This is a genomic window from Nonomuraea recticatena, from assembly GCF_039533245.1.
GTDB classification, from domain to species: Bacteria; Actinomycetota; Actinomycetes; order Streptosporangiales; family Streptosporangiaceae; genus Nonomuraea; species Nonomuraea roseola.
This window is the reverse complement of sequence record NZ_BAAATE010000020.1, coordinates 26,510-49,085: the sequence shown is the minus strand read 5'-3', so window position 1 is coordinate 49,085 and position 22,576 is coordinate 26,510. Positions and strand designations below refer to the sequence as shown.

The 22,576-nt window shown below is 70.6% G+C and carries 20 protein-coding genes; 10 read left to right on the top strand and 10 right to left on the bottom strand.

The features are described from left to right. A complete protein-coding gene (locus ABFX50_RS31365; protein WP_183648636.1) occupies nucleotides 1–498 on the bottom strand; it encodes an Lrp/AsnC family transcriptional regulator in 498 nt (165 codons plus the stop codon). Between the two features lie 184 nt (nucleotides 499–682). Between ABFX50_RS31365 and ABFX50_RS31360 the strand changes: the two genes are divergently transcribed. From ABFX50_RS31360 to ABFX50_RS31320, 9 genes are all read left to right on the top strand, one after another. Continuing rightward, the gene (locus ABFX50_RS31360; protein WP_346151395.1) at nucleotides 683–2,116 is read left to right on the top strand and encodes a gamma-aminobutyraldehyde dehydrogenase; all 1,434 of its coding nucleotides are present in this window, start codon (nucleotides 683–685) and stop codon (nucleotides 2,114–2,116) included. A 26-nt stretch (nucleotides 2,117–2,142) separates the two neighbouring features. Next, nucleotides 2,143–3,207, top strand: a complete 1,065-nt coding sequence (locus tag ABFX50_RS31355; RefSeq protein ID WP_183648630.1) for an ABC transporter ATP-binding protein — start codon at nucleotides 2,143–2,145, stop codon at nucleotides 3,205–3,207. Nucleotides 3,208–3,217: 10 nt separating this feature from the next. Beyond that, a complete protein-coding gene (locus tag ABFX50_RS31350) occupies nucleotides 3,218–4,447 on the top strand; it encodes a polyamine ABC transporter substrate-binding protein (protein ID WP_346151392.1) in 1,230 nt (409 codons plus the stop codon). Nucleotides 4,448–4,451: 4 nt separating this feature from the next. Then, entirely contained in the window at nucleotides 4,452–5,303 is an 852-nt protein-coding gene (locus ABFX50_RS31345; RefSeq protein ID WP_346151390.1) for an ABC transporter permease, read from the top strand. Beyond that, entirely contained in the window at nucleotides 5,300–6,085 is a 786-nt protein-coding gene (locus ABFX50_RS31340) for an ABC transporter permease (RefSeq protein WP_346151388.1), read from the top strand. Before ABFX50_RS31345 ends, ABFX50_RS31340 begins: the two co-directional genes overlap by 4 nt. A gap of 214 nt (nucleotides 6,086–6,299) precedes the next feature. Beyond that, entirely contained in the window at nucleotides 6,300–7,694 is a 1,395-nt protein-coding gene (locus ABFX50_RS31335) for an NAD(P)/FAD-dependent oxidoreductase (RefSeq protein WP_346151554.1), read from the top strand. A 53-nt stretch (nucleotides 7,695–7,747) separates the two neighbouring features. Beyond that, nucleotides 7,748–8,602, top strand: a complete 855-nt coding sequence (locus tag ABFX50_RS31330) for an alpha/beta hydrolase (RefSeq protein ID WP_346151386.1) — start codon at nucleotides 7,748–7,750, stop codon at nucleotides 8,600–8,602. A gap of 71 nt (nucleotides 8,603–8,673) precedes the next feature. Beyond that, nucleotides 8,674–9,585, top strand: a complete 912-nt coding sequence (locus ABFX50_RS31325) for a serine hydrolase (RefSeq protein ID WP_346151384.1) — start codon at nucleotides 8,674–8,676, stop codon at nucleotides 9,583–9,585. A 133-nt stretch (nucleotides 9,586–9,718) separates the two neighbouring features. After that, on the top strand, nucleotides 9,719–10,936 hold the full coding sequence (locus ABFX50_RS31320) for an MFS transporter (RefSeq protein ID WP_346151383.1): 1,218 nt from the start codon (nucleotides 9,719–9,721) through the stop codon (nucleotides 10,934–10,936). A gap of 3 nt (nucleotides 10,937–10,939) precedes the next feature. On the opposite strand, the gene ABFX50_RS31315 is transcribed toward ABFX50_RS31320, so the two are convergent. The 9 genes from ABFX50_RS31315 to ABFX50_RS31275 all read right to left on the bottom strand — a co-directional run bounded on the left by ABFX50_RS31315 (nucleotide 10,940) and on the right by ABFX50_RS31275 (nucleotide 21,043). Next, complete coding sequence (locus ABFX50_RS31315) at nucleotides 10,940–12,427, bottom strand: MFS transporter (protein ID WP_346151381.1); 1,488 nt, start codon at nucleotides 12,425–12,427, stop codon at nucleotides 10,940–10,942. A gap of 30 nt (nucleotides 12,428–12,457) precedes the next feature. Next, nucleotides 12,458–15,364: an AfsR/SARP family transcriptional regulator gene (locus tag ABFX50_RS31310; RefSeq protein WP_346151379.1), complete on the bottom strand. Its 2,907-nt coding sequence runs from the start codon at nucleotides 15,362–15,364 to the stop codon at nucleotides 12,458–12,460. 8 nt (nucleotides 15,365–15,372) lie between these two features. Continuing rightward, nucleotides 15,373–16,110, bottom strand: coding sequence for an isocitrate lyase/PEP mutase family protein (locus tag ABFX50_RS31305; RefSeq protein ID WP_346151377.1), 738 nt, complete (start codon nucleotides 16,108–16,110; stop codon nucleotides 15,373–15,375). Beyond that, a complete protein-coding gene (locus tag ABFX50_RS31300; RefSeq protein WP_346151376.1) occupies nucleotides 16,107–16,850 on the bottom strand; it encodes a cytochrome P450 family protein in 744 nt (247 codons plus the stop codon). The genes ABFX50_RS31305 and ABFX50_RS31300 overlap by 4 nt, the downstream gene beginning before the upstream one ends. A 21-nt stretch (nucleotides 16,851–16,871) precedes the next feature. Then, nucleotides 16,872–17,570, bottom strand: a complete 699-nt coding sequence (locus ABFX50_RS31295; RefSeq protein ID WP_346151374.1) for an ArsR/SmtB family transcription factor — start codon at nucleotides 17,568–17,570, stop codon at nucleotides 16,872–16,874. A 43-nt stretch (nucleotides 17,571–17,613) separates the two neighbouring features. Further along, nucleotides 17,614–18,279, bottom strand: coding sequence for a DUF998 domain-containing protein (locus tag ABFX50_RS31290; RefSeq protein WP_346151372.1), 666 nt, complete (start codon nucleotides 18,277–18,279; stop codon nucleotides 17,614–17,616). Then, complete coding sequence (locus ABFX50_RS31285) at nucleotides 18,276–19,490, bottom strand: glycosyltransferase (RefSeq protein WP_346151370.1); 1,215 nt, start codon at nucleotides 19,488–19,490, stop codon at nucleotides 18,276–18,278. The genes ABFX50_RS31290 and ABFX50_RS31285 overlap by 4 nt, the downstream gene beginning before the upstream one ends. A gap of 39 nt (nucleotides 19,491–19,529) precedes the next feature. Next, nucleotides 19,530–20,333 carry a DMT family transporter gene (locus ABFX50_RS31280; protein WP_346151368.1) on the bottom strand — a complete coding sequence of 268 codons (804 nt, stop codon included), beginning with the start codon at nucleotides 20,331–20,333 and terminating at the stop codon, nucleotides 19,530–19,532. 77 nt (nucleotides 20,334–20,410) lie between these two features. Beyond that, nucleotides 20,411–21,043, bottom strand: a complete 633-nt coding sequence (locus tag ABFX50_RS31275; protein ID WP_346151366.1) for a DedA family protein — start codon at nucleotides 21,041–21,043, stop codon at nucleotides 20,411–20,413. A 344-nt stretch (nucleotides 21,044–21,387) separates the two neighbouring features. Here ABFX50_RS31275 and ABFX50_RS31270 point away from each other — a divergent pair, with 344 nt between their 5' ends. Further along, complete coding sequence (locus ABFX50_RS31270; RefSeq protein WP_346151364.1) at nucleotides 21,388–22,563, top strand: sensor histidine kinase; 1,176 nt, start codon at nucleotides 21,388–21,390, stop codon at nucleotides 22,561–22,563. Nucleotides 22,564–22,576 lie beyond the last annotated feature (13 nt).

The following is a 22,576-nucleotide window of genomic DNA, read 5'->3' as shown; positions in this document are numbered from 1 at the left end:
TTAGCGGGTGCCCCAGGAGTAGGTCTGCTTGCGCAGCTTCAGGTAGACGAAGGACTCGGTCGCGCGGACGGCGGGGATGGCGCGGATCTTGCCGAGGATCTCCAGCAGGTGGCGGTCGCCCTCGCAGACCACCTCGACGATGACGTCGAAGGAGCCCGCCGTCAGCACCACGTAGTCGATCTCCTCGATCGAGGCCAGCTCATCGGCGATCCTGTCGAGGTCGCCCTCGCAGTTGATGCCGATCATGGCCTGGCGGGGGAAGCCGAGGGTCAGCGGATCGGTGACGGCGACGATCTGCATGACCCCGTCGGTCTGAAGGCGCTGCACCCGCTGGCGCACCGCGGCCTCCGAGAGCCCGACGGCCTTGCCGATCGCCGCGTACGGCTTTCGGCCGTCCTCCTGCAGCTCCTCGATGATCCGCTTGGAGAGGTCGTCGAGCACGACCTGGGTAGGCCGGACCTCTGCTGGGTCCCTGCGAACCTTGGGCGGGGTCGTCATGTGGGGGCAATCCCTCCTGTGCCGCACATAGCTGGTGCGGCCCTGGTGCGACATGTTGTCAGTTCTTGGCTCTCTGTCAAGCGAATTCGTAGCAATTTGATATATTCACAACGAAATCCCTTGTCGTAATGCTGGCCCTCTGTCAGAGTCGCGACAACTCAGCCACCTCACCAGGAGGTCAACGTTGACCACCCGTCTGCAGAACTTCATCAACGGTGAGTTCGTGGACGCCAAGAGCGGCCGATTCTCCGACATCATCGACCCCTGCACGGGAGAGGCCTATCTCGAGGCCCCGATCTCAGGGCAGGAAGATGTCGACGCGGCTTACGCCGCGGCGGCCGCGGCGTTCGAATCGTGGGGCCAGACCACGCCGGGCGAGCGCGCCGGGCTGCTGCTGAAGGTCGCTGACGCGATCGAGGCGCGGGCCGACGAGATCAACGAGGCCGAGTGCCTCAACACCGGCAAGCCTCGGGCCCGCATGGCGGAGGACGAGACTCCCGTCGCCGCCGACCACTTCCGCTTCTTCGCCGGCGCCGCCCGCACTCTCGAGGGACCCACGGCCGGTGAGTTCCTCGCCGAGCACACCAGCGTCATCAGGCACGAGCCCGTCGGCGTCATCGGCCAGGTCACGCCCTGGAACTACCCGATGATGATGGCGGTCTGGAAGATCGCCCCCGCGCTGGCCGCGGGCAACACGATCGTGCTGAAGCCGTCGGACACCACTCCTGCCTCGACGGTCAAGCTCGCCGAGATCCTCGGCAGCGTGCTGCCCGCCGGTGTCTTCAACGTCGTCACCGGCGACCGCGAGACCGGCGCGCTCGTCGTCAGCCACCCGACCGCCGCGATGGTCGCCATCACCGGCTCGGTCGGCGCCGGCATGGCCGTCGCCAAGAGCGCCGCCGACGACCTGAAGCGCGTGCACCTCGAGCTGGGCGGCAAGGCCCCTGTCGTGGTCTTCGACGACGTCAAGGACCTCAAGGCGGCCGCTGACTCCATCGCCACCGCGGGTCTCTACAACGCCGGCCAGGACTGCACCGCGGCCTGCCGCGTGCTGGTCCACGAGAGCGTGCACGACGAGTTCGTCGCCGCCCTCACCGAGGCCGCGGCCGGCACCGTCACGGGCGACCTGTCCAACGAGGAGGCCCTGTACGGCCCCCTCAACAACGAGAACCAGCTGGCGAAGGTCTCCGGCTTCTTCGAGCGGCTGCCCTCGCACGCCAAGGTCCTCACCGGCGGTCACAGGGTCGGCGACAAGGGCTACTTCTTCGCCCCGACCATCGTCGACAACCTCCAGCAGGACGACGAGATGGTGCAGAACGAGGTCTTCGGCCCCGTCATCACCGTCCAGACGTTCACCGACGAGGCCGACGCCCTGGCCAAGGCCAACGGCGTGCAGTACGGCCTGTCGGGCTCGGTGTGGACCTCCGACCACGGCCGCGCCATGCGGATGTCCAACAAGCTCGATTTCGGCGTGGTGTGGGTCAACACTCACATTCCGTTCGTCTCCGAAATGCCGCACGGCGGTTTCAAGCACTCGGGCTACGGCAAGGACCTGTCGGTCTTCGGCCTGCACGACTACACCCGTGTCAAGCACGTCATGCACTACATCGGCGAATAGCCCCGACAAGAGGGATATCTCCTGGTATGACCAGCGCTATCGACCTTGATGAAGTGATCAAGGAATACGTCTCGCATGGCGAGGTCGTCCAGGCGGTCAAGGGCGTCTCGCTCTCCATAGCCGAGGGGGAGTTCTTCTCCCTCCTCGGCCCCTCCGGCTGCGGCAAGACCACCACCATGCGCATGATCGCCGGGTTCGAGGACCCGACGAGGGGCAAGGTGCGGCTCCATGGCCAGGACGTCACCAACGTCCCGCCCAACAAGCGCGACGTGAACATGGTGTTCCAGTCCTACGCGCTGTTCCCGCACATGAACGTGTGGGACAACGTCGCCTTCGGGCTGAAGCAGAAGAAGACCCCTGACGCGGAGATCAAGCGCCGCGTCGGGGAGATGCTGGACATCGTCGACCTGACCGGTCGTGAGAAGCGCAGACCGCGCGAGATGTCCGGCGGTCAGCAGCAGCGTGTGGCGCTGGCCAGGGCACTGGTCAACAACCCGAGGGCGCTGCTGCTCGACGAGCCGCTGGGCGCGCTCGACCTGAAGCTCCGTCAGGCCATGCAGATCGAGCTCAAGCGCATCCAGCGCGAGGTGGGCATCACCTTCGTGTACGTGACGCACGACCAGAGCGAGGCGCTCACCATGAGCGACCGCATCGCCGTCATGAACGACGGCCTGGTCGAGCAGCTCGCAGGGCCTCGTGAGATCTACGAGCAGCCCGCGAGCGCGTTCGTCGCGGGGTTCATCGGCACCTCCAACCTACTGGCGGGCACGCTCGCCGGCGGGGTACTGAAGGTGGCCGGAGGGCGCGTGCTGGTCCCTGGGGGGCAGGACGGCGAGGTCAACGTGACCGTGCGCCCCGAGAAGATCACGATCGACGTCGACGAACCCACGCAGAACGTCAGCGCGGTGCCAGGCACCGTCGCCGAGGTCGTCTACCTGGGCACCTACAACAGCTATGCCGTACGGCTGTCCGACGGCACCGAGGTGACGGTGTTCCAGCAGAACGCGAACGACGCGACGATCACGGCCGAGCGTGGCGACGCCGTCTGGCTGTCCTGGCAGCCGCAGCATTCATACGCGATTGGAAGTTGATAACCACCTCATGGACATCCGCACGAACCCCGCTTTCCTGCGCGGCATGACCACCAGTCGCCGCGACGCACTCAAGCTCGCCGGAATGTCGGCCGCCGCACTCGCCCTCGCCGCCTGTGGCGTGGAGGGGAAGAAGGCCGAAGCTCCGAAGAAGGACGCCGTCGCCGACTTCTGGGCCGGCAAGAAGCAGAACGGCACGCTCCGCTTCGCGAACTGGCCGCTCTACATCGACAAGGACGGCAAGGACTACCCTTCGCTGAAGATGTTCGAGCAGGACAAGGGCATCAAGGTCAGCTACACCGAGGCCATCCAGGACAACGGCTCCTGGTTCGGCAAGATCCAGCCGCAGCTGGCCGCCGGCACCGACATCGGTTTCGACCTGATGGTCATGACCAACGGCAACCAGCTCCAGCGAGCACTGAGCCTGGGCTATCTGGCCCCGCTCGACCACTCCAAGCTGCCCAACTTCGCCGCCAACGCGGCGCAGAAGGTGAAGAACCCGGCTTGGGACCCGAACAACACCTTCACCATCCCCTGGACGCTGGGCGTCACCGGCATCGCCTACAACCCGGAGTTCGTCGACGAGGTCACCAGCATGAACGACCTCTGGAACCCGAAGTACAAGGGCAAGGTCGGCATGATGGTCGACGCCCAGGAGATCGCCAACTTCGGGATGTTCGCCCTGGGCATCGACCCGGAGAAGTCGAAGGAGGCCGACTGGCGCAAGGCCGCCGCCAAGCTGCAGGAGCAGCGTGACGCGGGGCTGGTGCGCAAGTACTACGAGAACGACTACATCGACGCGCTCGTGCGCGGCGACATCTGGATCACCATGGCCTGGTCGGGTGACGTGTTCCAGCAGATCACCGAGGGCAAGAACCTCAAGTTCGTGGTGCCGCAGGAGGGCGCGACGATCTGGTCGGACAACATGTGCATCCCGAAGACCGCGCAGAACCCGGTCGACGCGCTGGCGCTGATGGACTACGTCTACCAGCCGAAGATCGCCACGATGCTCGTGGAGTACATCAACTACATCACTCCCGTGCCCGCCACCAAGGACCTCGTGCTCGCCGACGCGGCCAAGGCCGAGGGGGAGGACAAGGAGTTCCTGGAGCAGCTGGCGAGCAGCCCGCTGATCTACCCCTCCGACGCCGACCTGGCCAAGATGCGGGGGTACCTGATGCTGGACAGCAAGACCGACCAGCTCTTCGAGAGCATCTTCCAGCCCGTCACACAGGGCTAGTGACATGAAGCGGCTCACCCCCTACCTGCTGATCCTGCCGGGTGGGCTGTGGCTGGCGATCTTCCTGGTGGTGCCGATGGTCTTCATGGCCTCGGTGTCCACCCAGGAGGGCAACGTGGTCGACGGGTTCGCCCAGACCTTCAACTTCGCCAACTACACCAACACCCTGGCGCTGTTCCAGACCCAGTTCCTGCGCTCGGTCGGCTACGGCCTGGCGGGCACGCTCATCGCGATCGCGCTCGCCTATCCGATCGCCTACTGGATCGCCTTCAAGGGCGGCGCGAGGAAGTCCACCTACCTGCTGCTCGTCCTGCTGCCCTTCTTCGTCTCCTTCGTGCTGCGCACGGTGTCGTGGAAGTTCCTGCTGGCCGACGAGGGCATCGTGCTGGCACCGCTCAAGTCGCTCGGCGTGCTGCCCGAGGACTTCCACGTGCTGCAGACGACGGTCGCCGTGGTCGGCGGGCTGGTCTACAACTACCTGCCGTTCATGATCCTGCCGATCTACGTGGCACTGGAGCGGGTGGACCCGCGCAGCGTCGAGGCGGCGCAGGACCTCTACGCGACCAGGAGCGCGGCCTTCCGCAAGATCGTGCTGCCCCTGTCGCTGCCCGGCGTGTTCGCCGGGGTGCTCATGACGTTCGTCCCGATGACGGCCGACTACGTGAACGCGGGCATCCTCGGAGGGCCGCAGAACACGATGATCGGCAACATCATCCAGACGAAGTACCTGATCAACAACGACTACCCGTCCGCCGCCGCGCTGTCGTTCACGCTGATGGCCGCGATGCTCGTGGGCATCTTCGCCTACGCCAAGGCGCTGGGCACCGAGAACGTGCTGGAGGCGGCGGCCCGATGAGGAGACGCAAACTCGCCGACCGGCTGCTGTTCGGTTACGTCTGGCTGATCATCGCCTGGCTGTTCCTGCCCATCGCCGTCATGATCGCGTTCGGCTTCAACGATACCCGGAGCAAGTCGAACGTCTCCTGGCAGGGCTTCACGCTCAAGTGGTGGGGACGGCTCGACGAGTACCCCGACCTGACCGCCGCGGTCGTCAACTCGGTCCAGCTCGCCGTGATCTGCGTGGTGATCACGACCGTGCTCGGCACGCTGATGGGCCTCGCGCTCGGCCGCTACAAGTTCAAGGGGCAGGGCGCGACGAACCTGGTCATGTTCGCCGCGATCTCCTCGCCCGAGCTGGTCATGGGCGCCTCGCTGCTGTCGCTGTTCGTCAGCACGGGCGTGGACATGGGCTTCACGACCGCGCTCATCGCCCACGTGCTGTTCTGCCTGTCGTTCGTGGCGATCACGGTGCGGGCCCGCGTGGTCGGGCTCGACCCCTCGCTCGAGGAGGCCGCCCGCGACCTGGGCGCCTCGTCGTGGACGACGTTCTGGCGGATCACCTTCCCGATGATCCTGCCAGGAGTCGTGGCGGGGGCGCTGCTGGCCTTCGCCCTGTCCATCGACGACTTCGTCATCACCCAGTTCACCAGCGGCGCGATGCAGACGTTCCCGCTGTGGATCTGGGGGGCCACCCGCATCGGTGTCCCACCCCAGGTGAATATCCTGGGAACACTCATCTTCGCGGTGGGTGTCGTCATCGCGGTGGTCAACTCGGTCACCGCGCGACGGCGCTCCTAGAAGCGACCGTGATCCCCCGCTTCGGTGGGGGATTTCGGCATAATGCGAGGTCTTGGGCTCTCAGCGGAATCGGGAGCCCGTGGATCGCGTGGGAACCTTGGCAAGGAACAGGGAGGCGAGATCGGATTCAGGCGGGGGGAACCCGCGCGCGGTCAACTGACTGATCGGGCAATCAATTCATTCAGATATGCACTCACGTAGGGATGTGAGATTTGTGGATCCGCTGAAGGCTCTTGCTGACGCGGAGCGCAAGCCGTACTGGCTGGACACCCCGGCCAGGCCCGAGCCGCTCAAGCGGCTCATCGGGAACACGCGAGCCGATCTCGTCGTGGTGGGCGGCGGCTTCTCGGGGCTGTGGACGGCCCTGATGGCCAAGGAGAGAGACCCTGGGCAGGACGTCGTCCTGCTGGAGGGACGCAGGATCGGCTGGGCGGCCACCGGCCGCAACGGCGGGTTCTGCATGGCGACACTGACGCACGGACTGCCCAACGGCCTCGACAGATGGCCGCAGGACATCGGCAGGCTCGAGCGCATGGGCGTCGAGAACCTCGACGAGATCGAGCAGACGCTGCGGCGCTACGACGTCGACTGCTCCTTCGAGCGGACGGGCGAACTGCACGTCGCCACCGAGCCGTGGCAGCTCGACGACCTGTCCGCGCACCTCGATCTGATCCGGGATCTCGGGCTCGACTACGTCCCCATGGACCAGGAGCAGGTGCGGGCCGAGGTCAACTCGCCCACCTACCTCGGAGGACTGTGGGAGCGCAGCGGCTGCGCGATGGTCGACCCCGCCCGCCTGGCGTGGGGACTGCGCGAGGCCTGCCTCAAGGTGGGGGTGCGCATCTACGAGCGCAGCCCCGTCAGGTCGCTGGACGACAACGGCGTCACGATCGACCTGCGCACGCCGTACGGCGTGGCCAGGGCGGCCAGGGTGGCCCTCGGCACCGGCGTCTTCCCGCCGCTGCTGAAGCGGCTCAAGCACTTCCTGGTGCCCGTCTACGACTACGCGCTGATGACCGAGCCGATGTCGGAGGCGCAGCTGGCCTCCGTCGGGTGGCGCAACAGGCAGGGCGTGGGCGACTCGGGCAACCAGTTCCACTACTACAGGCTCACCGACGACAACCGCATCCTGTGGGGCGGCTACGACGCCGTCTACTACAACGGTGGTCAGGTCAAGCAGGAGTACGAGCAGCGCGACGAGACCTTCGTCAAGCTGGCGGGACACTTCTACGACACCTTCCCCCAGCTGTCGGAGCTGAGCTTCACGCACAGGTGGGGCGGGGTCATCGACACCTGCAGCCGCTTCAGCGCCTTCTACGGACAGGCGCACGGCGGCCGCCTCGCCTACGCGGTCGGCTACACCGGCATGGGGGTCGGCGCGACGAGGTTCGGCGCCAACGTGATGCTCGACCTGCTCTCGGGCGAGCGCACCGAACGGACCGAGCTGGCCATGGTGCGAGAGAAGCCGATCCCGTTCCCGCCCGAGCCCGTGCGGTCGGGGGTGATCCAGTTCACCCGTTGGTCGATCGCCCAGGCCGACCAGCACCAGGGCAGGCGTAACCTCTGGCTGCGCACGCTCGACAGGATGGGCCTGGGTTTCGACTCCTGATCCGTCGCCTCCGGCTCTCCACCGCGACGGCCGGAGGCGACACACTGGATCACATGAGAGTCGAGTTCGAGGTCGACGGGATCACGCTCGTCGGCGACCTCCGGATCCCCGACGGTGAGGGGCCGCATCCCGCGCTGGTCTTCACCGGGCCCTTCACCGGCGTCCGCGACCAGGTCACGGGGCTGTACGCCGAGCGGCTGACCGCCAAGGGCTACGTCACACTGGCCTTCGACCACCGCAACTGGGGAGAGTCGGGCGGCCTGCCCCGCGGGCACGAGGATCCGCAGGGCAAGCTGAACGACCTCAGGGCCGCAGTGTCCCTGCTACGCGGCAGGCCCGAGGCCGACCCCGAGCGCATCGGCGCGGTCGGCATCTGCCTGGGCGGCGGCTACGCGCTCAGGTTCGCCGCCTTCGATCCGAGGGTGAAGGCGTTCGCGGGCATCGCGGGCGCCTACAACCACCCGTACGGCAGGCACTACGAGACCATCCTCGCCGACCTCACCCAGGTGCTGGAGCGGCAGGACCAGGGAGGGGCGGTGGAGTACCTGCCCGCCGTCTCGGAGGAGGGCGAGGCCGCCATGCCGGGCGACGAGCCCTACGCCTACTACGGCTCGACCGCCTCGCCGACCTGGAGGAACGAGGTGACGAGGGCGAGCATCCGCGAGCTGGTCACGATGGACAACATGATGGGCGCCGACTTCCTGTCGCCCACGCCCGGCCTGATCGTGCACGGGGTGATCGACAGGTTCTGCTCGCCCGAGGGCGCCGAGGAGGCCTACAAGCGGATGGGCCGGCCGAAGAAGCTCGTCTGGCTGGACGCCAGGAGACACATCGACCTCTACGACGCCGAGCCGTACGTCACGCAGGCGGTGGAGGCGACCGCCGAGTTCCTGGGAGAGCACGTGTAGTGGTGTGATCTTTCGGGAAAATACCGGACATTCCCCCGTATTGAGCACGGGGGTGGAATATGCGGTCGGCGATGTGGGCGGTGCTCGCGGTCATGGTCGCGTCCTGCGGTGCGGCGCAGGAGCCCGCTCCCAAGCTGGCGAAGGTGAAGCTGGTCCTGCCGGGCCCCTGCACGGAGACCTACCAGGACAAGCCGGCCGCCGCCAGGGCCAGGACCGCGCTCAGGGCCGAGGCCAGGCGCTACCTCGCCAGGCAGCCAGGCAGGGTCGTCTACATGGCTCGCGACCTGCGCACCGGTGCCACCGTGGGGCAGGGCGAGCACGAGCACGACATGATCACCGCCAGCGGCGCCAAGGTCGACATCCTCACCGCCCTTCTCGACCGCCGTCACCGGCTGTCCGAGGGAGAGAAGGACCTCGCCACGCGCATGATCACGGAGAGCGACAACTCCGCGGCCGACTCGCTGTGGTGGAAGGTGGGCGGCGGCGAGGGCATGAGCCGCCTCTACGGCCGCCTCGGCCTGCGCGAGACGACCCCGGGGCCCAGCAAGTACTGGGGCGGCACCCGTACCAGCCCCGCCGACCGGATCAGGCTCATGGAGCTGCTGGTGCGCGGCGGAAGGGGGCTGCGCGACGGCGACAGGGCCCAGGTGCTGTCGCTGATGGAGCGGGTGCGGCCCGAGCAGGCGTGGGGGATCAGCGCGGCGGCCAGGCCCGGGGACAAGGTCGCGCTGAAGAACGGCTGGACGCCCAGGCCCTTCGTCAGGAACACCTGGGCGGTGACCAGCTACGGGTGGGTGCACGGGCCCGGCAGGGACCTGCTGCTTGCCGTGCAGACCGACCAGCAGCCCGGCCACGGCACCGGCATTACGGCCATCGAGGGCCTGTCCAGGCTGATCGGGACGCGGGTGGGCGCGCTCGACCCGACACGGACGCGGCCCTGCGTCAAGGAGCGTGAACGGCTGCGAGGGCCCCGGAGGTCCTGAGCGTCCTTCTCCCCGGCATCCATCGACTAAAATGGACAACTGGTTCTATTGGCAGACCGCACGGCGGCCGCAGCGCGGTATCTACCCCGGTCGAAGAAGCCCATCTCGATGGCGCTCCCGGGGGTCCTCAGCTGTGAAGTCCTATCTCGACGTTCTCGCCACACCTGGCGCGTGGCGCTTCCTGACGCCCGCGCTCGTGGCCCGCCTGCCGTACGCGATGCTGCAGATGGGCATCCTGCTGCTGGTGCAGTGGTCCACCGGCTCGTACGGCGCGGCAGGGGTGGCCTCGGCGGCCGCCGCCATCTCGCAGGCCGTCATCGGCCCGCAGACCGGACGCCTGGCCGACAGGTACGGCCAGCCACGCGTGCTCCTCCCGCAGGTCGCGGTGCACGCGCTCGCCCTTGGAGCGCTGCTCGCGCTGGCCGCCTCGCACGCTTCCCTCGCGCTGCTCGTGCTCACCGCCGCGCTGGCAGGGGCCTCGCTGCCGCAGGTGGGCGCGATGGTCAGGGCCCGCTGGTCGCACACGCTCGGCGGCTCGGGCAAGCTCGGCACCGCCTTCGCCGTCGAGTCGATCACCGACGAGCTCACGTTCACGCTGGCGCCCGTGCTGCTGGTGACGCTCTCGACGCTCTTCTCTCCCGTCGTGGCGCTGGTCGTCGCGCTCACGCTCATCGTCACGGGCACCGTCGTCTTCGCGCTGACCCGCGTCGGCGCCCCCGAGCCGATGCCGGTGAAGGTGCGGTCGAGCAAGGGGGTGCTGCGGCTGCGCGGCGTCGCGCTGCTCGCGCTCGGCTTCCTCGCGATGGGCTCGGTCTTCGGCAGCATGCAGGTCGGCATCACCTCCTACACCGCCCAGCTCGGCGTCCCCGCCGTCGCGGGGCCGATCTACGCCACCTTCTCAGGGGCCAGCGTGCTGGGCGGGCTGCTCTACGGCGCGATCCGCTGGCGCGTCTCGGCCCCCGCCCGTCTGGCCTGGGGACTCGCGCTGCTCGCCGCGGCGACCAGCGCGCTGATGTTCGCCGGGTCGGTCCCGCTCCTGTACGGCGCGGCGGGCCTGGCCGGCCTGGTGATCGCCCCCGTCATCATCACCGGGTACACGATCATCGAGAGGCTGACCCCCGCCGAGGTGCGGACCGAGGCCTTCACCTGGCTGACCGGCGGGATCGGACTCGGGCTGGCCACCGGCGCCTCGATCGCGGGACAGCTCGTCGACCGCTTCGGCCCCTCGGTCGCCTTCGTGGTTCCGCCCCTGATGACCGGCCTTGCCGCCGTGCTCATCGTCACCCGCCTGAGGAGCCTGCGCCCCCTCCCCGAGCCCGCCTCCCCCCAGCAGGCCGTGGGCCGCCGCTGACGGTCACGCGTGTGAGAGGACGTCGTCCGGGATCACCTTGGGCACGCCGCGCAGGGTGAGGAAGGCGACCACGGCCAGCACCGCGAGCAGCCCGGTGGTGGTGAGGGCGGTCACCTGGAGCGCCTCGACGAAGGCGAGCCTGGCCGCCTCGATCACCGGGGGCGGCACCTGGTCGGCCACGCTGAGCGCGGCGCCGAGGCTGTCGGCGACCTGCGGCGGCAGCCCCGGGGGCAGCACGAGATTGTCGCGGTAGGCGCCGGCCAGGATGCTGCCGAGAACGGCGATGCCGAGGGAGCCGCCCAGTTCGAAGGCGGTCTCCGAGAGCGCGGCCGCGGCGCCCGCCCGCTCCCTCGGCACGGCGGCCAGGATGGTGTCGTTGGTGACGGCGAAGGTGAAGCCGACTCCCAGCCCGCCGATGACCATGCCGATCAGCAGGTAGGAGAAGGTCGTGGTGGTGTCGGCCTGGGTGTAGACGGCGAAGGAGCAGGCCGACATCAGCAGGCCGAGCGCCACGACGGTGTTGCGCCCCCACCGCATGACCAGCTTGGCCGCCAGCGCGCCGCCGACCGCTCCCGCCAGCCCGCCGGGCAGCGAGGCGAGGCCCGCCTGCAGCGGCGTCCAGCCCAGCACGAGCTGCATGTACTGCGCGAAGATCAGGCTGAGCGCGATCATCCCGAAGATGGCGAACAGGTTGGCGCCGACCGCGCCCGAGAACGCGCGGTAGCGGAAGAGCCGCAGGTCCACCAGCGGGACGGACAGCCGTGTCTGCCGCCACCCGAAGGACACCAGGGCGAGCACCGCCAGCAGGGCGGCGATCGCCACGCTGACCGCGAAGCCGTCGATGACCCAGCTCTTGATCGTGTAGACCGCCGACACCACGCCGACGACCGACAGCACCACGCTCGCGGGGTCGATCCTCGCGGCGTGGGGGTTGCGCGACTCGGGCAGCACCAGGGCCCCGCCGATCAGCACCAGCGCCATCACCGGCAGGTTGATCAGGAAGACCGATCCCCACCAGAACGAGTTCAGCAGCAGGCCGCCCACGATGGGGCCGAGCGCGAAGCCCGCCGCGCCCATGCCGCTCCAGATGCCCACCGCCATGGTGCGCTCAGCGGGGTCGGTGAAGACGTTGCGGATGATGGACAGCGTGGAGGGCATGATCGTGGCGCCCGCGACACCGAGCAGCGCCCTCGCCGCGACGAGCAGTTCGGCGCTGGGCGCGTAGGCGGTGACGACCGAGGCGACGCCGAAGCCGAAGGCGCCGATCAGCAGGAGCTTCTTGCGGCCGATCCTGTCGCCCAGGTTGCCCATGGTGATCAGCAGCCCGGCCAGCGCGAAGCCGTACATGTCGCCGATCCACAGCTGCTGCGTGGCGGTCGGGCTCAGGTCGGCGGTCAGCTTGGGCAGGGCGAGGTGGAGGACCGTCAGGTCGATGGCCAGCAGGAGCTGGGCAAGGCAGGCGATGGCGAGGCTGCCCCATTTCGTGTTCATGGAGGCAGCGTGGCGAGTGGCGCTGACCGTTCACTCACCAAGCGCTGACAGCCCCTCCTGCGCGCGTGCGTGCAGGGGCAGGTTGACGCCCTCGGTGCTCGCCAGGACGCGGGTGTACCAGTCGCGGGCCGCTTCGCGGTCACCTGCCAGCAGCTCGGCGGCGGCCAGGCCCAGCATGATCTGCAGCCGGGTGTCCTCCGCGCTGTACCAGTCGGAGGGGCACTCGGTCAGGGCCTGCCTCATGAGCGCCGTGGCCGCGGCCGCGTCGCCGCGCCGCCTGGCCACCTCGCCGAGGCCCAGATGGGCCCTGGCCAGGGTCTCGCGCGCGCCCGAGCGCCCCGCCAGCTCGACCACGCGCAGGTACTGCCGCTCGGCCTCGGCCAGGTCGCCCATCCGCACGACGCTGTCGGCCATGCGGCAGCTGTAGTCGGCGATGTCCTCGACCGCGCCCAGCTGCTCGGCCAGCGACAGTGTCCGGCCGAGCAGCTCGGCCGAGGCGGGGTAGTCGCCCTGCTGGTAGGCGAGGTCGGCCATGCCCGACAGGGCGATCGTGCTGCCCCACCGCTCGCCGAGCCGGCGGAAGTGGTCGAGCGACTGCTCGAAGTGGGCCCATGCCTGCAGGTGCCTGCCGAGGTTCTGCTGCATGAAGGCGAGCCCCGCATGGCTGAGACCCCGCAGCCACGGGCTCAGCTGGTCGATCCCGGCGGCCTGCATGGTCGCGATCATGTCGTAGTCGTCGGGGGGACCCTGGAACATCGGGAGCATCACGTTGAGGAATTCCCTGCGAAAGGCCCTGGACCCGTCGTACATCAGCGGCCCGAGATCGGCGGGCTGCCGCTGCTCGGCCCACGCCGACGCGAGCACGCACATGGCGTACTCCTCCTCGAGCCCCTCCTCGGGTTCGGGGCCGACCACGGCCAGCAGCTCGGCGGCCATGGCCGCGCTCTCCGCCCGCCTGCCCCTGATCCACCAGTAGCAGGACAGCGCGCCGACCAGCCGCAGCCCTTCGGCCGCCGCGCCCTCGTCCACCGCCCAGCGCAGCGCCGCGTTGAGGTTGTCGCGCTCCTTGTCGAGCATCGCCAGCCACTCCAGCTGCTCGGCCTGGCGCAGGTGCGGATCGGCGGCGTCGGCCAGGTCGCCGTAGTGGGCGGCGTGCGCCCGCCGGTACGTCTCGACCTCGCCCGCCTCCGAGAGCCGTTCGGCGCAGAAGGCCCTGATCGTCTCCAGCATGCGGTAGCGCCCGCCCACCACCTCGACCAGCGACTTCTCCACCAGCGAGGTGAGCAGCTCCTCGGGCAGGCCGCAGACCCGCTCGGCCGCCTCGAGGGTCGCTCCTCCCGCGAACACCGTCAGCCGCCTGGCCATCGCCTGCTCGTCCTCGTCGAGCAGGTCCCAGCTCCACGCGACCACCGCGCGCAGCGTCTGGTGGCGGGGCAGGGCCGTACGGCTGCCGCGCGCCAGCAACCTGAACCTGTCGTCGAGCCGGGCGGCCACCTCCTTCACCGGCATGGCCCGCAGTCTGGCGGCGGCCAGCTCGATCGCCAGCGGCAGCCCGTCGAGCGCCCTGCAGATGTGGATGACGTGGTCGAGGACGCCCTCCTCGACCGTGAAGCCCGGCAGCACGGCCGCCGCGCGGTCGGTGAAGAGCCTGACCGCCGGGTAGCCCGGCGCGTCGCTCGCGCCGGGAGGCGGCAGCCGCAGCGGTTGCACCGGGTAGATCGCCTCGCCGGTGATGCCGAGCGCCTCGCGGCTGGTGGCCATCAGCCGCAGGTGCGGGCAGGCCGCCAGCAGCCGGTCGGCCAGGGCGGCGACCGCGCCGATGAGGTGCTCGCAGTTGTCGAGGATGAGCAGGAGCGTGCGGTCGGCCAGCGCGGTGACCAGCCTCGCGGCGGGGTTGGTGGCCGGGCGGTCGGGGCTGGGCAGCATCGTGTCGCGCAGGTCGAGGGCGTCGACCACCGCCTGGGCGACGTCGGCCCCGTCGGTGAGCGGGGCGAGCTCGACGAAGCAGACGTCGAGCGGCGCCGGCGCGGCCGCCTCGGCGGCCAGCCTCGACTTGCCCGCCCCTCCAGGCCCGATCAGGGTGACCAGCCTGGCCTCCTCCAGCAGCCTGCGCACCCGTCCGAGATCTTCCGCCCTGCCGACGAAGCTGGTGAGCGGGGCGCGCAGGCCCTGCCTGGACGGCTCTGCGCCGGAGCGGGGCGCGGGGCCGAGTGAAGGGTCGGCGCGCAGCACGGCGAGGTGGGCGGCGGCCAGCTCGGCTCCGGGTTCGACGCCGAGCTCCTCGTCGAGGAGCCTGCGGCCCTCCTCGTAGGTGTCCAGCGCCTCGGCCTGGCGGCCGCTGCCGTAGAGGGCGCGCATCAGCTGCACTCTCAGCCGCTCGCGCAGCGGGTGGGCCGCGACCAGCGCGCGCAGCTCGCCGACCAGCTCGCGGTGCGCGCCGAGTTCCAGCTCGGCCTGTGTCCTGTCCTCGGTGGCGGCGAGCCTGAGCTCGGCGAGGTGGGTGGCACCCGCCCGCGCGAGCGGCGCGTCGGCCAGCGCCTCGCCGCGCCACAGCGCCAGCGCCTGCCTGAGCGCGCCAGACGCCCGCGCGGGATCGCCCGCGCGCAGCGCCTCGCGCCCTTCGGCGGCCAGCCGCTCGAAGCGGTGCGCGTCGACGTCCTGCGGGTCGATCGCCAGGCGGTAGCCCGCCGGATGGAACTCCACCAGGTGCCTGCCGAGGGCTCGGCGCAACCTGGAGACCTGCGACTGCAGGGCGTTGGCCGCCGCCTCGGGCGGCTCGGCCCCGTAGAGGCCGTCGATCAGCTGCTCCTGGGTGACGATCCTGCCGGCCTCGGCCGCCAGCAGGACCAGCAGCGCTCGCACCCGTGGCCCGCCGAGCGCGACGGGACGCCCTTCCCCGTCGAGGACCCGGACGGGACCGAGGATGTCGACACGCATGGTGGCGATTATCGCGGTTCCGGCAGCAGCCCGACGATCTCCCCATAGGTGGGCATCGCCGCATCCTTCTCCAGGACCGCGAGGGCGCCCTGGAGCGCGGCCCTGTAGAGCAGCGAGCCGGTGCTGACCCTGGCCACACCCGCGCCCGCGAGCTCCTCGACGCTGTGGCTGTGGCTGTAGAGGACGTTGAGCGGCAGCTCGGTGGCGCGCGCCAGCTCCGCGATCTCCGCCAGGTCGGCCACGCCCGGGACGAAGACGCCGTCGGCGCCCGCGTCGGCGTAGGCGCGGATCCGCTCGGTGGCGGACTCGCCCGTGCCGAGCCAGTGGGTGTCGGTGCGCGCGTTGACGAACACGCCCCTGCCCGCGACGGCCTCCAGGATGCGGGTCTGCTCGCCGACAGGGCGCAGCGTGCCGTCGGCCCTGCCGTCCTCGAGGTTGATCCCCGCCACGCCCAGTCCCGCGAGCAGGTCGACCAGGTCGGCGACGGCGGCGGGGTCGTCGCTGAAGCCGTTCTCGACGTCGACGGTGAGGTAGGCGGGCAGGTCCTTCACGAGCAGGACGAGGTCGAGGGTCTCCGCCCTGGTGGCGGCGGCCGCGTCGGGCTTGCCGTGGACGGCGGCCACCCCGAGGCTGGTGGTGCCGATGGCGGGGTAGCCGCGGGAGGCCAGCAGCGCGGCCGAGCCGTAGTCCCACGCGTTGGGCAGCAGGAGCGGGTCGCCGGGCCTGTGCAGGTCGTGGAAGGTCATCGCAACTCCATGATCGTTTCTAGGACGCCGGTGGCGATGGCCATGGCGTGCTCGGCTCCAGGGCAGGGGCGCACGCCGTGACCGAAGGTCAGGTGCTCGTCGTGCCCGTCGTTCGCGGCCACGAGGTCGATCTCGATCGGCGCGCCGTGGGCGTCGACCCGCTTGGTGACGAGCAGTGGCGGGTCACGGCGAAGGGTCTCCAGCAGCAGCTGCCCGGCGGTGGCAGGGGCGCTCTCGCCGGAGAGACGGGCGACGGCGTTGCGCAGGAGGCCCGTGGTGGAGCCGTGGGCCTGCAGCAGGACGGTGATCCTGGCGACGGCGCGCGGCAGGTCCCCTGCGGGGCCGACGAGGCCGAGCAGGGTCGCGACCGCGGGGTCCGCCTCGGGGGTGCCCTCGCCCGAGAGGTAGCCGGTGGCCGCCGCGTCGACGGCGCGGACGAGCGCGCCCGTGTCGTCGATCCCGAGCGCCTCGCCCAGGACCCCTGCGGGGATCTCCATGATCTCGGCGCCGCGATCCGCGCGGGTCGCGGCGGCCGAGCGCAGGGCCGAGGGGTCGAGAGCGGACAGGCACTCCTCCACCAGGGCGCGGCGCTCGGCGTGCTCGGCGCCGGAGGCGAAGCGGGAGACCTGCGAGCGCAGCCAGGCCAGCGTGCCGAAGGGCGCGCCCGAGGGCACGGGCGGCGGGACGCACGAAGGATCGGACAGGACGGCTCGGGCCGCCGCGTGGTCGGTGATGCGCATGGTGACGACGTTAGGTCCCGGTCAGTTCGGCGACGGCCGAAGCGTGTCGGAGGGGATGTCCAGCAACAGGGCGAGGCTGCTCAGGCCCGAGTCGGTCACCTTGAGCGCCCGCTGGCCGCCGATCCTGGTGACCCAGCCCGCCTCGAGCGCGTGGCGGCACAGCGCGGCGCCGGCCGTACCGGCCAGGTGGGGACGGCGCTCGGTCCAGTCGAGGCACGGCCTGGCCATCGGCCGCGTACGGCTGGCCGTCAGCGCGATGCCGAGCTTCTCGAACCATGCCGCGCCCGACGCGCTCAGCGAGAAACCGGGGTCGAGCAGGCCGTGGGAGAGAAGGGCGTCGGTGACGCAGACGCCGAGGCGCCCCGCGAGGTGGTCGTAGCAGGTGCGCGCCCTGGCCAGGGCGCTGGCCGCGCTGGCGGCCCTCAGGGTCGTGTGCGTGGCGGCGGAGGGGCTGACCCGTGCGGCCAGGTCCTCGACGAGCTGCGCGGTGGCCGCGTCGCGCAACCGGACGTAGCGGTGCCTGCCCTGCCGTTCCTCGGCGAGCAGGCCGCCTTCGACCATCTTGCTGAGGTGCTCGCTGGCGGTGGAGGCCGCGACCCCCGCGGTCCTCGCGAGCTCGCCCGCGGTCCAGGCCCGGCCGTCGAGCAGGGCCAGGCAGAACGCCGCCCTTGTCGGGTCGGCGAGCAGCGCGGCGAAGGAGGCGAGGCCCTGTGCTGACATATCTCCACGTTAGGACCCTGACGGTTCGGCCCGCACCGAACCGTCAGGCCGCCTTGGCCCGGTCGGCGGGCGCGGCGGGCGCGGGTCGGCTCTCGCGCGTCACGACGGGGAGCTGCGTGGGAAGGCGGTTGTCGAGGGAGGCGGCCACGCCCATCGCGACCACCAGGGCGACGTCGGCCACGACCACCGCCCGCTCCAGCAGGCCGTAGTAGGCCTCTCCGCCGATGAACGGCGAGGTGAGGGCCGCGGGGTGCGCGGCGAGGTAGACGGCCAGCGCGACGACGGCGGTGACGACGAGCGACCTGACCAGGTTCCATCGGGGGAGCGGGGCCCTGCCTCTGACCAGCGTCCAGCCGGCGACGGGCAGCGAGGTGAACACCACGGCCGCGGCCCATCGGTGCACCTCGCCCGACAGGGAGGTGGCAGGGCCTGGATCGGTGGGGAACAGCGCGCTCAGCATGAGCCCGCCCGCCGCGGCGATCAGCAGCAGCCTGGTCGCGGCGGTGCGTCCTGGCTCGCGCACGGTCAGGCCGTAGGCGAGGAAGACACAGCCCGCGGCCAGCGCCAGCATGCCGATCATGACGGGCACCACCCCGCCGGGCACGAGCGCGTAGTCGCTGATGAGGGTCTGCTGGGGCAGCGCCAGATGCGCGTAGGTCAGCGCGGCGGCGCACACGAGCGCGGCCATCAGGGGAGCCAGCAGGATCATCGGCCGACCTCGGCGTAGATCTCCTCGAAACGGGCCAGCGAGGCCTGGTGGTCGTGGGTGAGCGCCAGCTCGCGGCTGGCCTTGCCCGCCCTGTCGCGCAGGCCCGTGTCGGTCAGCAGCGCGGTCAGGTGCCTGGCCAGCTCGATCACGTCGCCAGGCTCGTACAGGAAGCCGTTCTCCTCGACCAGGTGCGGCAGCGCCATCGCGTTGGCCGCGACGACGGGCAGGCCGCTGGCCATGGCCTCCAGCGTCGCGATGCTCTGCAGCTCGGCGACGCCCGGCATGGCGAACGCGTCGGCCGCCGCGAACGCCTGCGGCATCGCCTCGTCGGGCACGAACCCGAGGAAGAACACCCTGTCGCCGACGCCGATCCTTCTGGCCAGCCGCTCCAGCGGCTCCCGCTGGTTGCCCTTGCCCACCAGCGCGACCTGGGCGTCGGTCTCGTTCACGATGTACGGCAGCGCCCGCACCAGCTCGTCCAGCCGCTTCTCCTCGTCGAGGCGGCCCACGAACAGCACCGTCTCGCGGTCGGGCAGCCCGAACGCCTTGCGGGCCCAGGCCTTCGGCTCCGAGCGAGGATGGAACCTGGTCAGGTCGATCCCGCAGGAGACCGCCTCCACCTCGCGCTCGAAGCCCTGCTCGGACAGCAGACCGGCGGCCAGCGGCGTGGGGGTGGTGACGTGGTCGGCGCGGGAGTAGACGCGGATGAAGTCGCGCCAGGCCAGCCTGCCCGCCTTCTCCCTGAGCTTCGCCGGGATGTGCGCGAACTGGAAGAGGTTGTCGGGCATGAAGTGGTTGGTGGCCACGATCGGCACGCCGTTCCTTCGCGCCGCGGCCATCGCGGCCCTGCCGACGACGAAGTGCCCCTGGGTGTGCAGCACGTCGGGCTGGATCGCGTTCACCAGGCGGTCGAGCCTGGCGGGGACGGTCACCCGCATCGTGGGGTGGACGAGCAGCGGAGCCGAGCGCAGCCGGTGCACGATCACGCCGTCCTCCACCGTGGCCTTGGCGGGGCCGTCCTCCGACTGGCAGATCACGTGGACGTCGTTGCCGCGCTCGGCCAGCCCCGTGGCCAGTCGGTGGGTGAAGACGGCGGCGCCGTTCACGTCGGGCGGGTAGGTGTCGGTCGAGATCAGCACACGGCGGGGCCTGGTCGGCACCGGCACGAGGGTCGGGCGGGAGGTCTGGGGTGAGATGAGCGGCATGGCCATGGGGGACTCCTACGTGGTTGAGCCAGGAAAGCGGTTCAGCTAGGTACGTGCTTCGAGCGGGGTGGTGCGGGCGAGCGCCACCGTGCCCACGGCGGTGAGGGCGGCGGCGGCGATCGGGGCGATGCCCTGGGGGAGGGGCTCGCCGAGCAGGAGGGCGCCGAAGGCGACAGCGGTCAGGGGGTCGGCGATCTGCAGCGAGGCGAACGACACGCCGAAGTGGCCGACGGCGTAGGCGCGCTGCAGGAGCACGAGGGCGAGCAGGGCGGGAACCGGCAGCGCCAGCAGGTACCACCAGTTCCACGCGCCGTCGACGAGGACGCGCATGAGGGTCGCGGTGGCGCCGTACAGCACGCCCGCGCTGGTGGCCAGCAGCGCCGCCCGCCCGGCGGCCGAGGCCACCTTCGCCCCTGCCCACAGCAGGACCGCCGCGATGCCGGCGACGGCGAGCAGCGTGGACGCGCCCTGAGGGCTGAGGTAGGTGGGGCCGTCGTGGGCGGGCACGAGCAGGACCAGGCCGATCAGCCCGATCGCGACGGTCGCGGCAGCGGCCAGCTCCCTGCGGGAGGGTCTGCGTCCGTGCAGGCCGGCGGCGATCGGCAGGGCGAACAGCAGGCTGGCCACGCCCATGGGCTGGACGACGGTCAGCGGGCCGAGGCCGAGCGCGACGATGTGCAGCCCGCCGCCCACGGTGATGGAGACCCCGCCGATCAGCCAGCGGGGTTTTCTCAGCAGGGCCAGCAGGCCTGGCTTGGCCGAGTCCGCCGCCTCGAACTGCTGGAGAGCGGCGCCGAGTGCGAAGAACAACGAGCCGAACAGGGCTACCGCCGCGGCCAGCACAGTCATGGACGCTCTCCTTTCACCTGGATGAAGCCATATGGAGGTGTCCGTTCATGGACACCCAGGGGCACGGGGGCGAACAGTCAGGAGTCTCCTTGCGCGCCCTGTGCGGCCGCGACGAGCGCTCTGTGAGAACCCTGTGAGCGCCTCTTGCGCACCCAGCGGACGACCTCGACGAGCACCGTGATGGACACGGCGATGCCCAGGCCGAGCAGCAGGCCCTTGATCGGGTCGTTCTCGAAGGCCATGCCGCCGAAGAAGCCGATCAGCGCGGAGTAGACCGCCCAGGAGCCTGCCGCGATCGCGTCGAAGAAGGCGAAGGACCTGCGCGGGTAGCGGACGGCACCCATGGTCAGGGTCGCCGCCGTCCTGCCGCCGGGGATGTAGCGCGCCACGACGAGCAGCAGCCCGCCGCGCTCGGCGAGCGCCTGCTGCGCCCAGGCGTAGCTCTTCTTGCCGTGCAGCCGCCTGCCGGCCTTGCCGCCGATGGCGTAGGAGATGTGGTCACCGGCGAACGCCCCGAGCGCGGCGACGACCATCACCAGCCAGAGGGCCGGCTCGCCCGTCGAGGCCGCGAAGACGCCCGCGGTGATCACTGACGTCTCGGCGGGGACGATGGGGAAGAACCCGTCGAGCAACGCCAGCGCGAACAGCGCGAGGTACAACCACGGTGACGACATCACCTGGTTGAGCAGGTCGAGAATGGCGTGAGACATGGGATTGCGCTCCGGTCTGTGGAGGAGTTCTCCCAGAGTGGCGGCGGGACGTGTGTGCGGCATCGGGGATGCCCCCTGCCCGCGCCCCTGCCGTCCCCTGGAAAAGTCAGGGATCCAGCTCCTCGAACCTAGGGATCAGCCACTCGGCGGCACATCGGACGAACGGCACCCGCGACCCCCTACTTTCGTCAGGTACGTCGATCCAACCTGGGGCGGAGCCCGGACACACTGGGGCAAGGATGGAGATCGGCGGTGGGCCTGGCACCACCTTTCGCGGTGGGCCAGGCCGTACCCCTTACTTTCGGCAGGGGTGGCGGCCGACGTCTCCGGCTAACGTTTCGGGCATGCGCCGCACACCTCGTCAGGTCCTCTACGACGTCCTCGCCTGGCTCGTGCTGTCCGTTCTCGCCGCGGCGGCCGGCCCCGACCCTTTCGCCGAGCCAGGCGTGTTCGCGGTCGTGACAGGCGGGCGCGTGCTGCTGCTCGGGCTGGCCGTCCTGGTGGGCAGGGCGTGGCCGCTGGCCGCGTCGGTGATCCTGCTGCCGCTCGGCCCGTGGGACTTCGGCGAAGGCTTGGCCACCACCTCGTGGGACTTCACCGGCGGCGTCGCCACGACCGACCAGCTGTGGCCGTTGTCGCTGGTCAGCGTGAAGATCTTCCCGCTGTCGACGACCACGCTCGCCGTGCTCTGGTACGCCTACCGGACGGGCCGGAGCGCCTCGAGGGCCTGGCCCGCGACGGCCGTGTTCGGCGCGGCCGCCGTCATCGGCGCGGGCGTCGTGCTGGCCCAGGGCGGCCTCCTGCGCTACTGGGTGACCATGGTGAGCGGTCTCATCGGCTGCTATGTCGTGCCGTACCTGCTGGGCACGCTCAGGCGGCTGCTGCTCCAGCAGCGTGAGCGGACCCAGCTGTCGGTGGCCGCGCAGGCCAGGCTGCGCGAGCGCACCCGCATCGCGCACGACATGCACGACTCCCTCGGCCATGACCTGGCTCTGATCGCGGTGCGGGCGGCGGGCCTCGAGATCGCTCCAGGGCTCGCTCCCGCGCAGGCGAAGGCCGCGGGCGAGCTGCGGGTGGCCGCCTCGGAGGCGACCGAGCGGCTACGCGAGATCGTCGGGCTGCTGCGCGACGACTTCGACCCCGCCCCCCTCGTACCGGTCGCCGCCGACGTCACCGACCTGGTGGAACGCTCCCGCGACTCCGGCATGGACGTCTCGCTGGAGGTGGCGGAGGGACCCGTGCCCGCGCTGGCCTACCGCGCGGTCCAGGAAGGGCTCACCAACGCCGCCAAGCACGCGCCAGGCGCGTGGGTGCGCGTCTCGGTCTCGCCAGCGAGGATCTCGGTGCGCAACGGCCCCGCCCGCGGCAGGGCCACCGCGATTCCCGGCGGCATGGGCCTCACCGGCCTGCGCGAGCGCGTACGGCTGGCGGGCGGCACGATGACGGCCGGGCCCGTGGACGACGGCTTCGAGCTCGTCGTTCTCCCTCTCCAGGGGGAGGAGGATCCCCTCCGGGCGTGAGGGAGCGGCGGCG

Bases quoted from the DNA above. Each gene is read 5' to 3' on its own strand.
- ABFX50_RS31340 (WP_346151388.1), top strand. From the start codon at position 5,300: ATGAGGAGACGCAAACTCGCCGACCGGCTGCTGTTCGGTTACGTCTGG.
- ABFX50_RS31310 (WP_346151379.1), bottom strand. From the start codon at position 15,364: ATGCGTGTCGACATCCTCGGTCCCGTCCGGGTCCTCGACGGGGAAGGG.
- ABFX50_RS31315 (WP_346151381.1), bottom strand. From the start codon at position 12,427: ATGAACACGAAATGGGGCAGCCTCGCCATCGCCTGCCTTGCCCAGCTC.
- ABFX50_RS31345 (WP_346151390.1), top strand. From the start codon at position 4,452: ATGAAGCGGCTCACCCCCTACCTGCTGATCCTGCCGGGTGGGCTGTGG.
- ABFX50_RS31325 (WP_346151384.1), top strand. From the start codon at position 8,674: ATGTGGGCGGTGCTCGCGGTCATGGTCGCGTCCTGCGGTGCGGCGCAG.
- ABFX50_RS31275 (WP_346151366.1), bottom strand. From the start codon at position 21,043: ATGTCTCACGCCATTCTCGACCTGCTCAACCAGGTGATGTCGTCACCG.
- ABFX50_RS31350 (WP_346151392.1), top strand. From the start codon at position 3,218: ATGGACATCCGCACGAACCCCGCTTTCCTGCGCGGCATGACCACCAGT.
- ABFX50_RS31295 (WP_346151374.1), bottom strand. From the start codon at position 17,570: ATGTCAGCACAGGGCCTCGCCTCCTTCGCCGCGCTGCTCGCCGACCCG.
- ABFX50_RS31270 (WP_346151364.1), top strand. From the start codon at position 21,388: ATGCGCCGCACACCTCGTCAGGTCCTCTACGACGTCCTCGCCTGGCTC.
- ABFX50_RS31300 (WP_346151376.1), bottom strand. From the start codon at position 16,850: ATGCGCATCACCGACCACGCGGCGGCCCGAGCCGTCCTGTCCGATCCT.
- ABFX50_RS31365 (WP_183648636.1), bottom strand. From the start codon at position 498: ATGACGACCCCGCCCAAGGTTCGCAGGGACCCAGCAGAGGTCCGGCCT.
- ABFX50_RS31305 (WP_346151377.1), bottom strand. From the start codon at position 16,110: ATGACCTTCCACGACCTGCACAGGCCCGGCGACCCGCTCCTGCTGCCC.
- ABFX50_RS31290 (WP_346151372.1), bottom strand. From the start codon at position 18,279: ATGATCCTGCTGGCTCCCCTGATGGCCGCGCTCGTGTGCGCCGCCGCG.
- ABFX50_RS31280 (WP_346151368.1), bottom strand. From the start codon at position 20,333: ATGACTGTGCTGGCCGCGGCGGTAGCCCTGTTCGGCTCGTTGTTCTTC.
- ABFX50_RS31285 (WP_346151370.1), bottom strand. From the start codon at position 19,490: ATGGCCATGCCGCTCATCTCACCCCAGACCTCCCGCCCGACCCTCGTG.
- ABFX50_RS31330 (WP_346151386.1), top strand. From the start codon at position 7,748: ATGAGAGTCGAGTTCGAGGTCGACGGGATCACGCTCGTCGGCGACCTC.
- ABFX50_RS31355 (WP_183648630.1), top strand. From the start codon at position 2,143: ATGACCAGCGCTATCGACCTTGATGAAGTGATCAAGGAATACGTCTCG.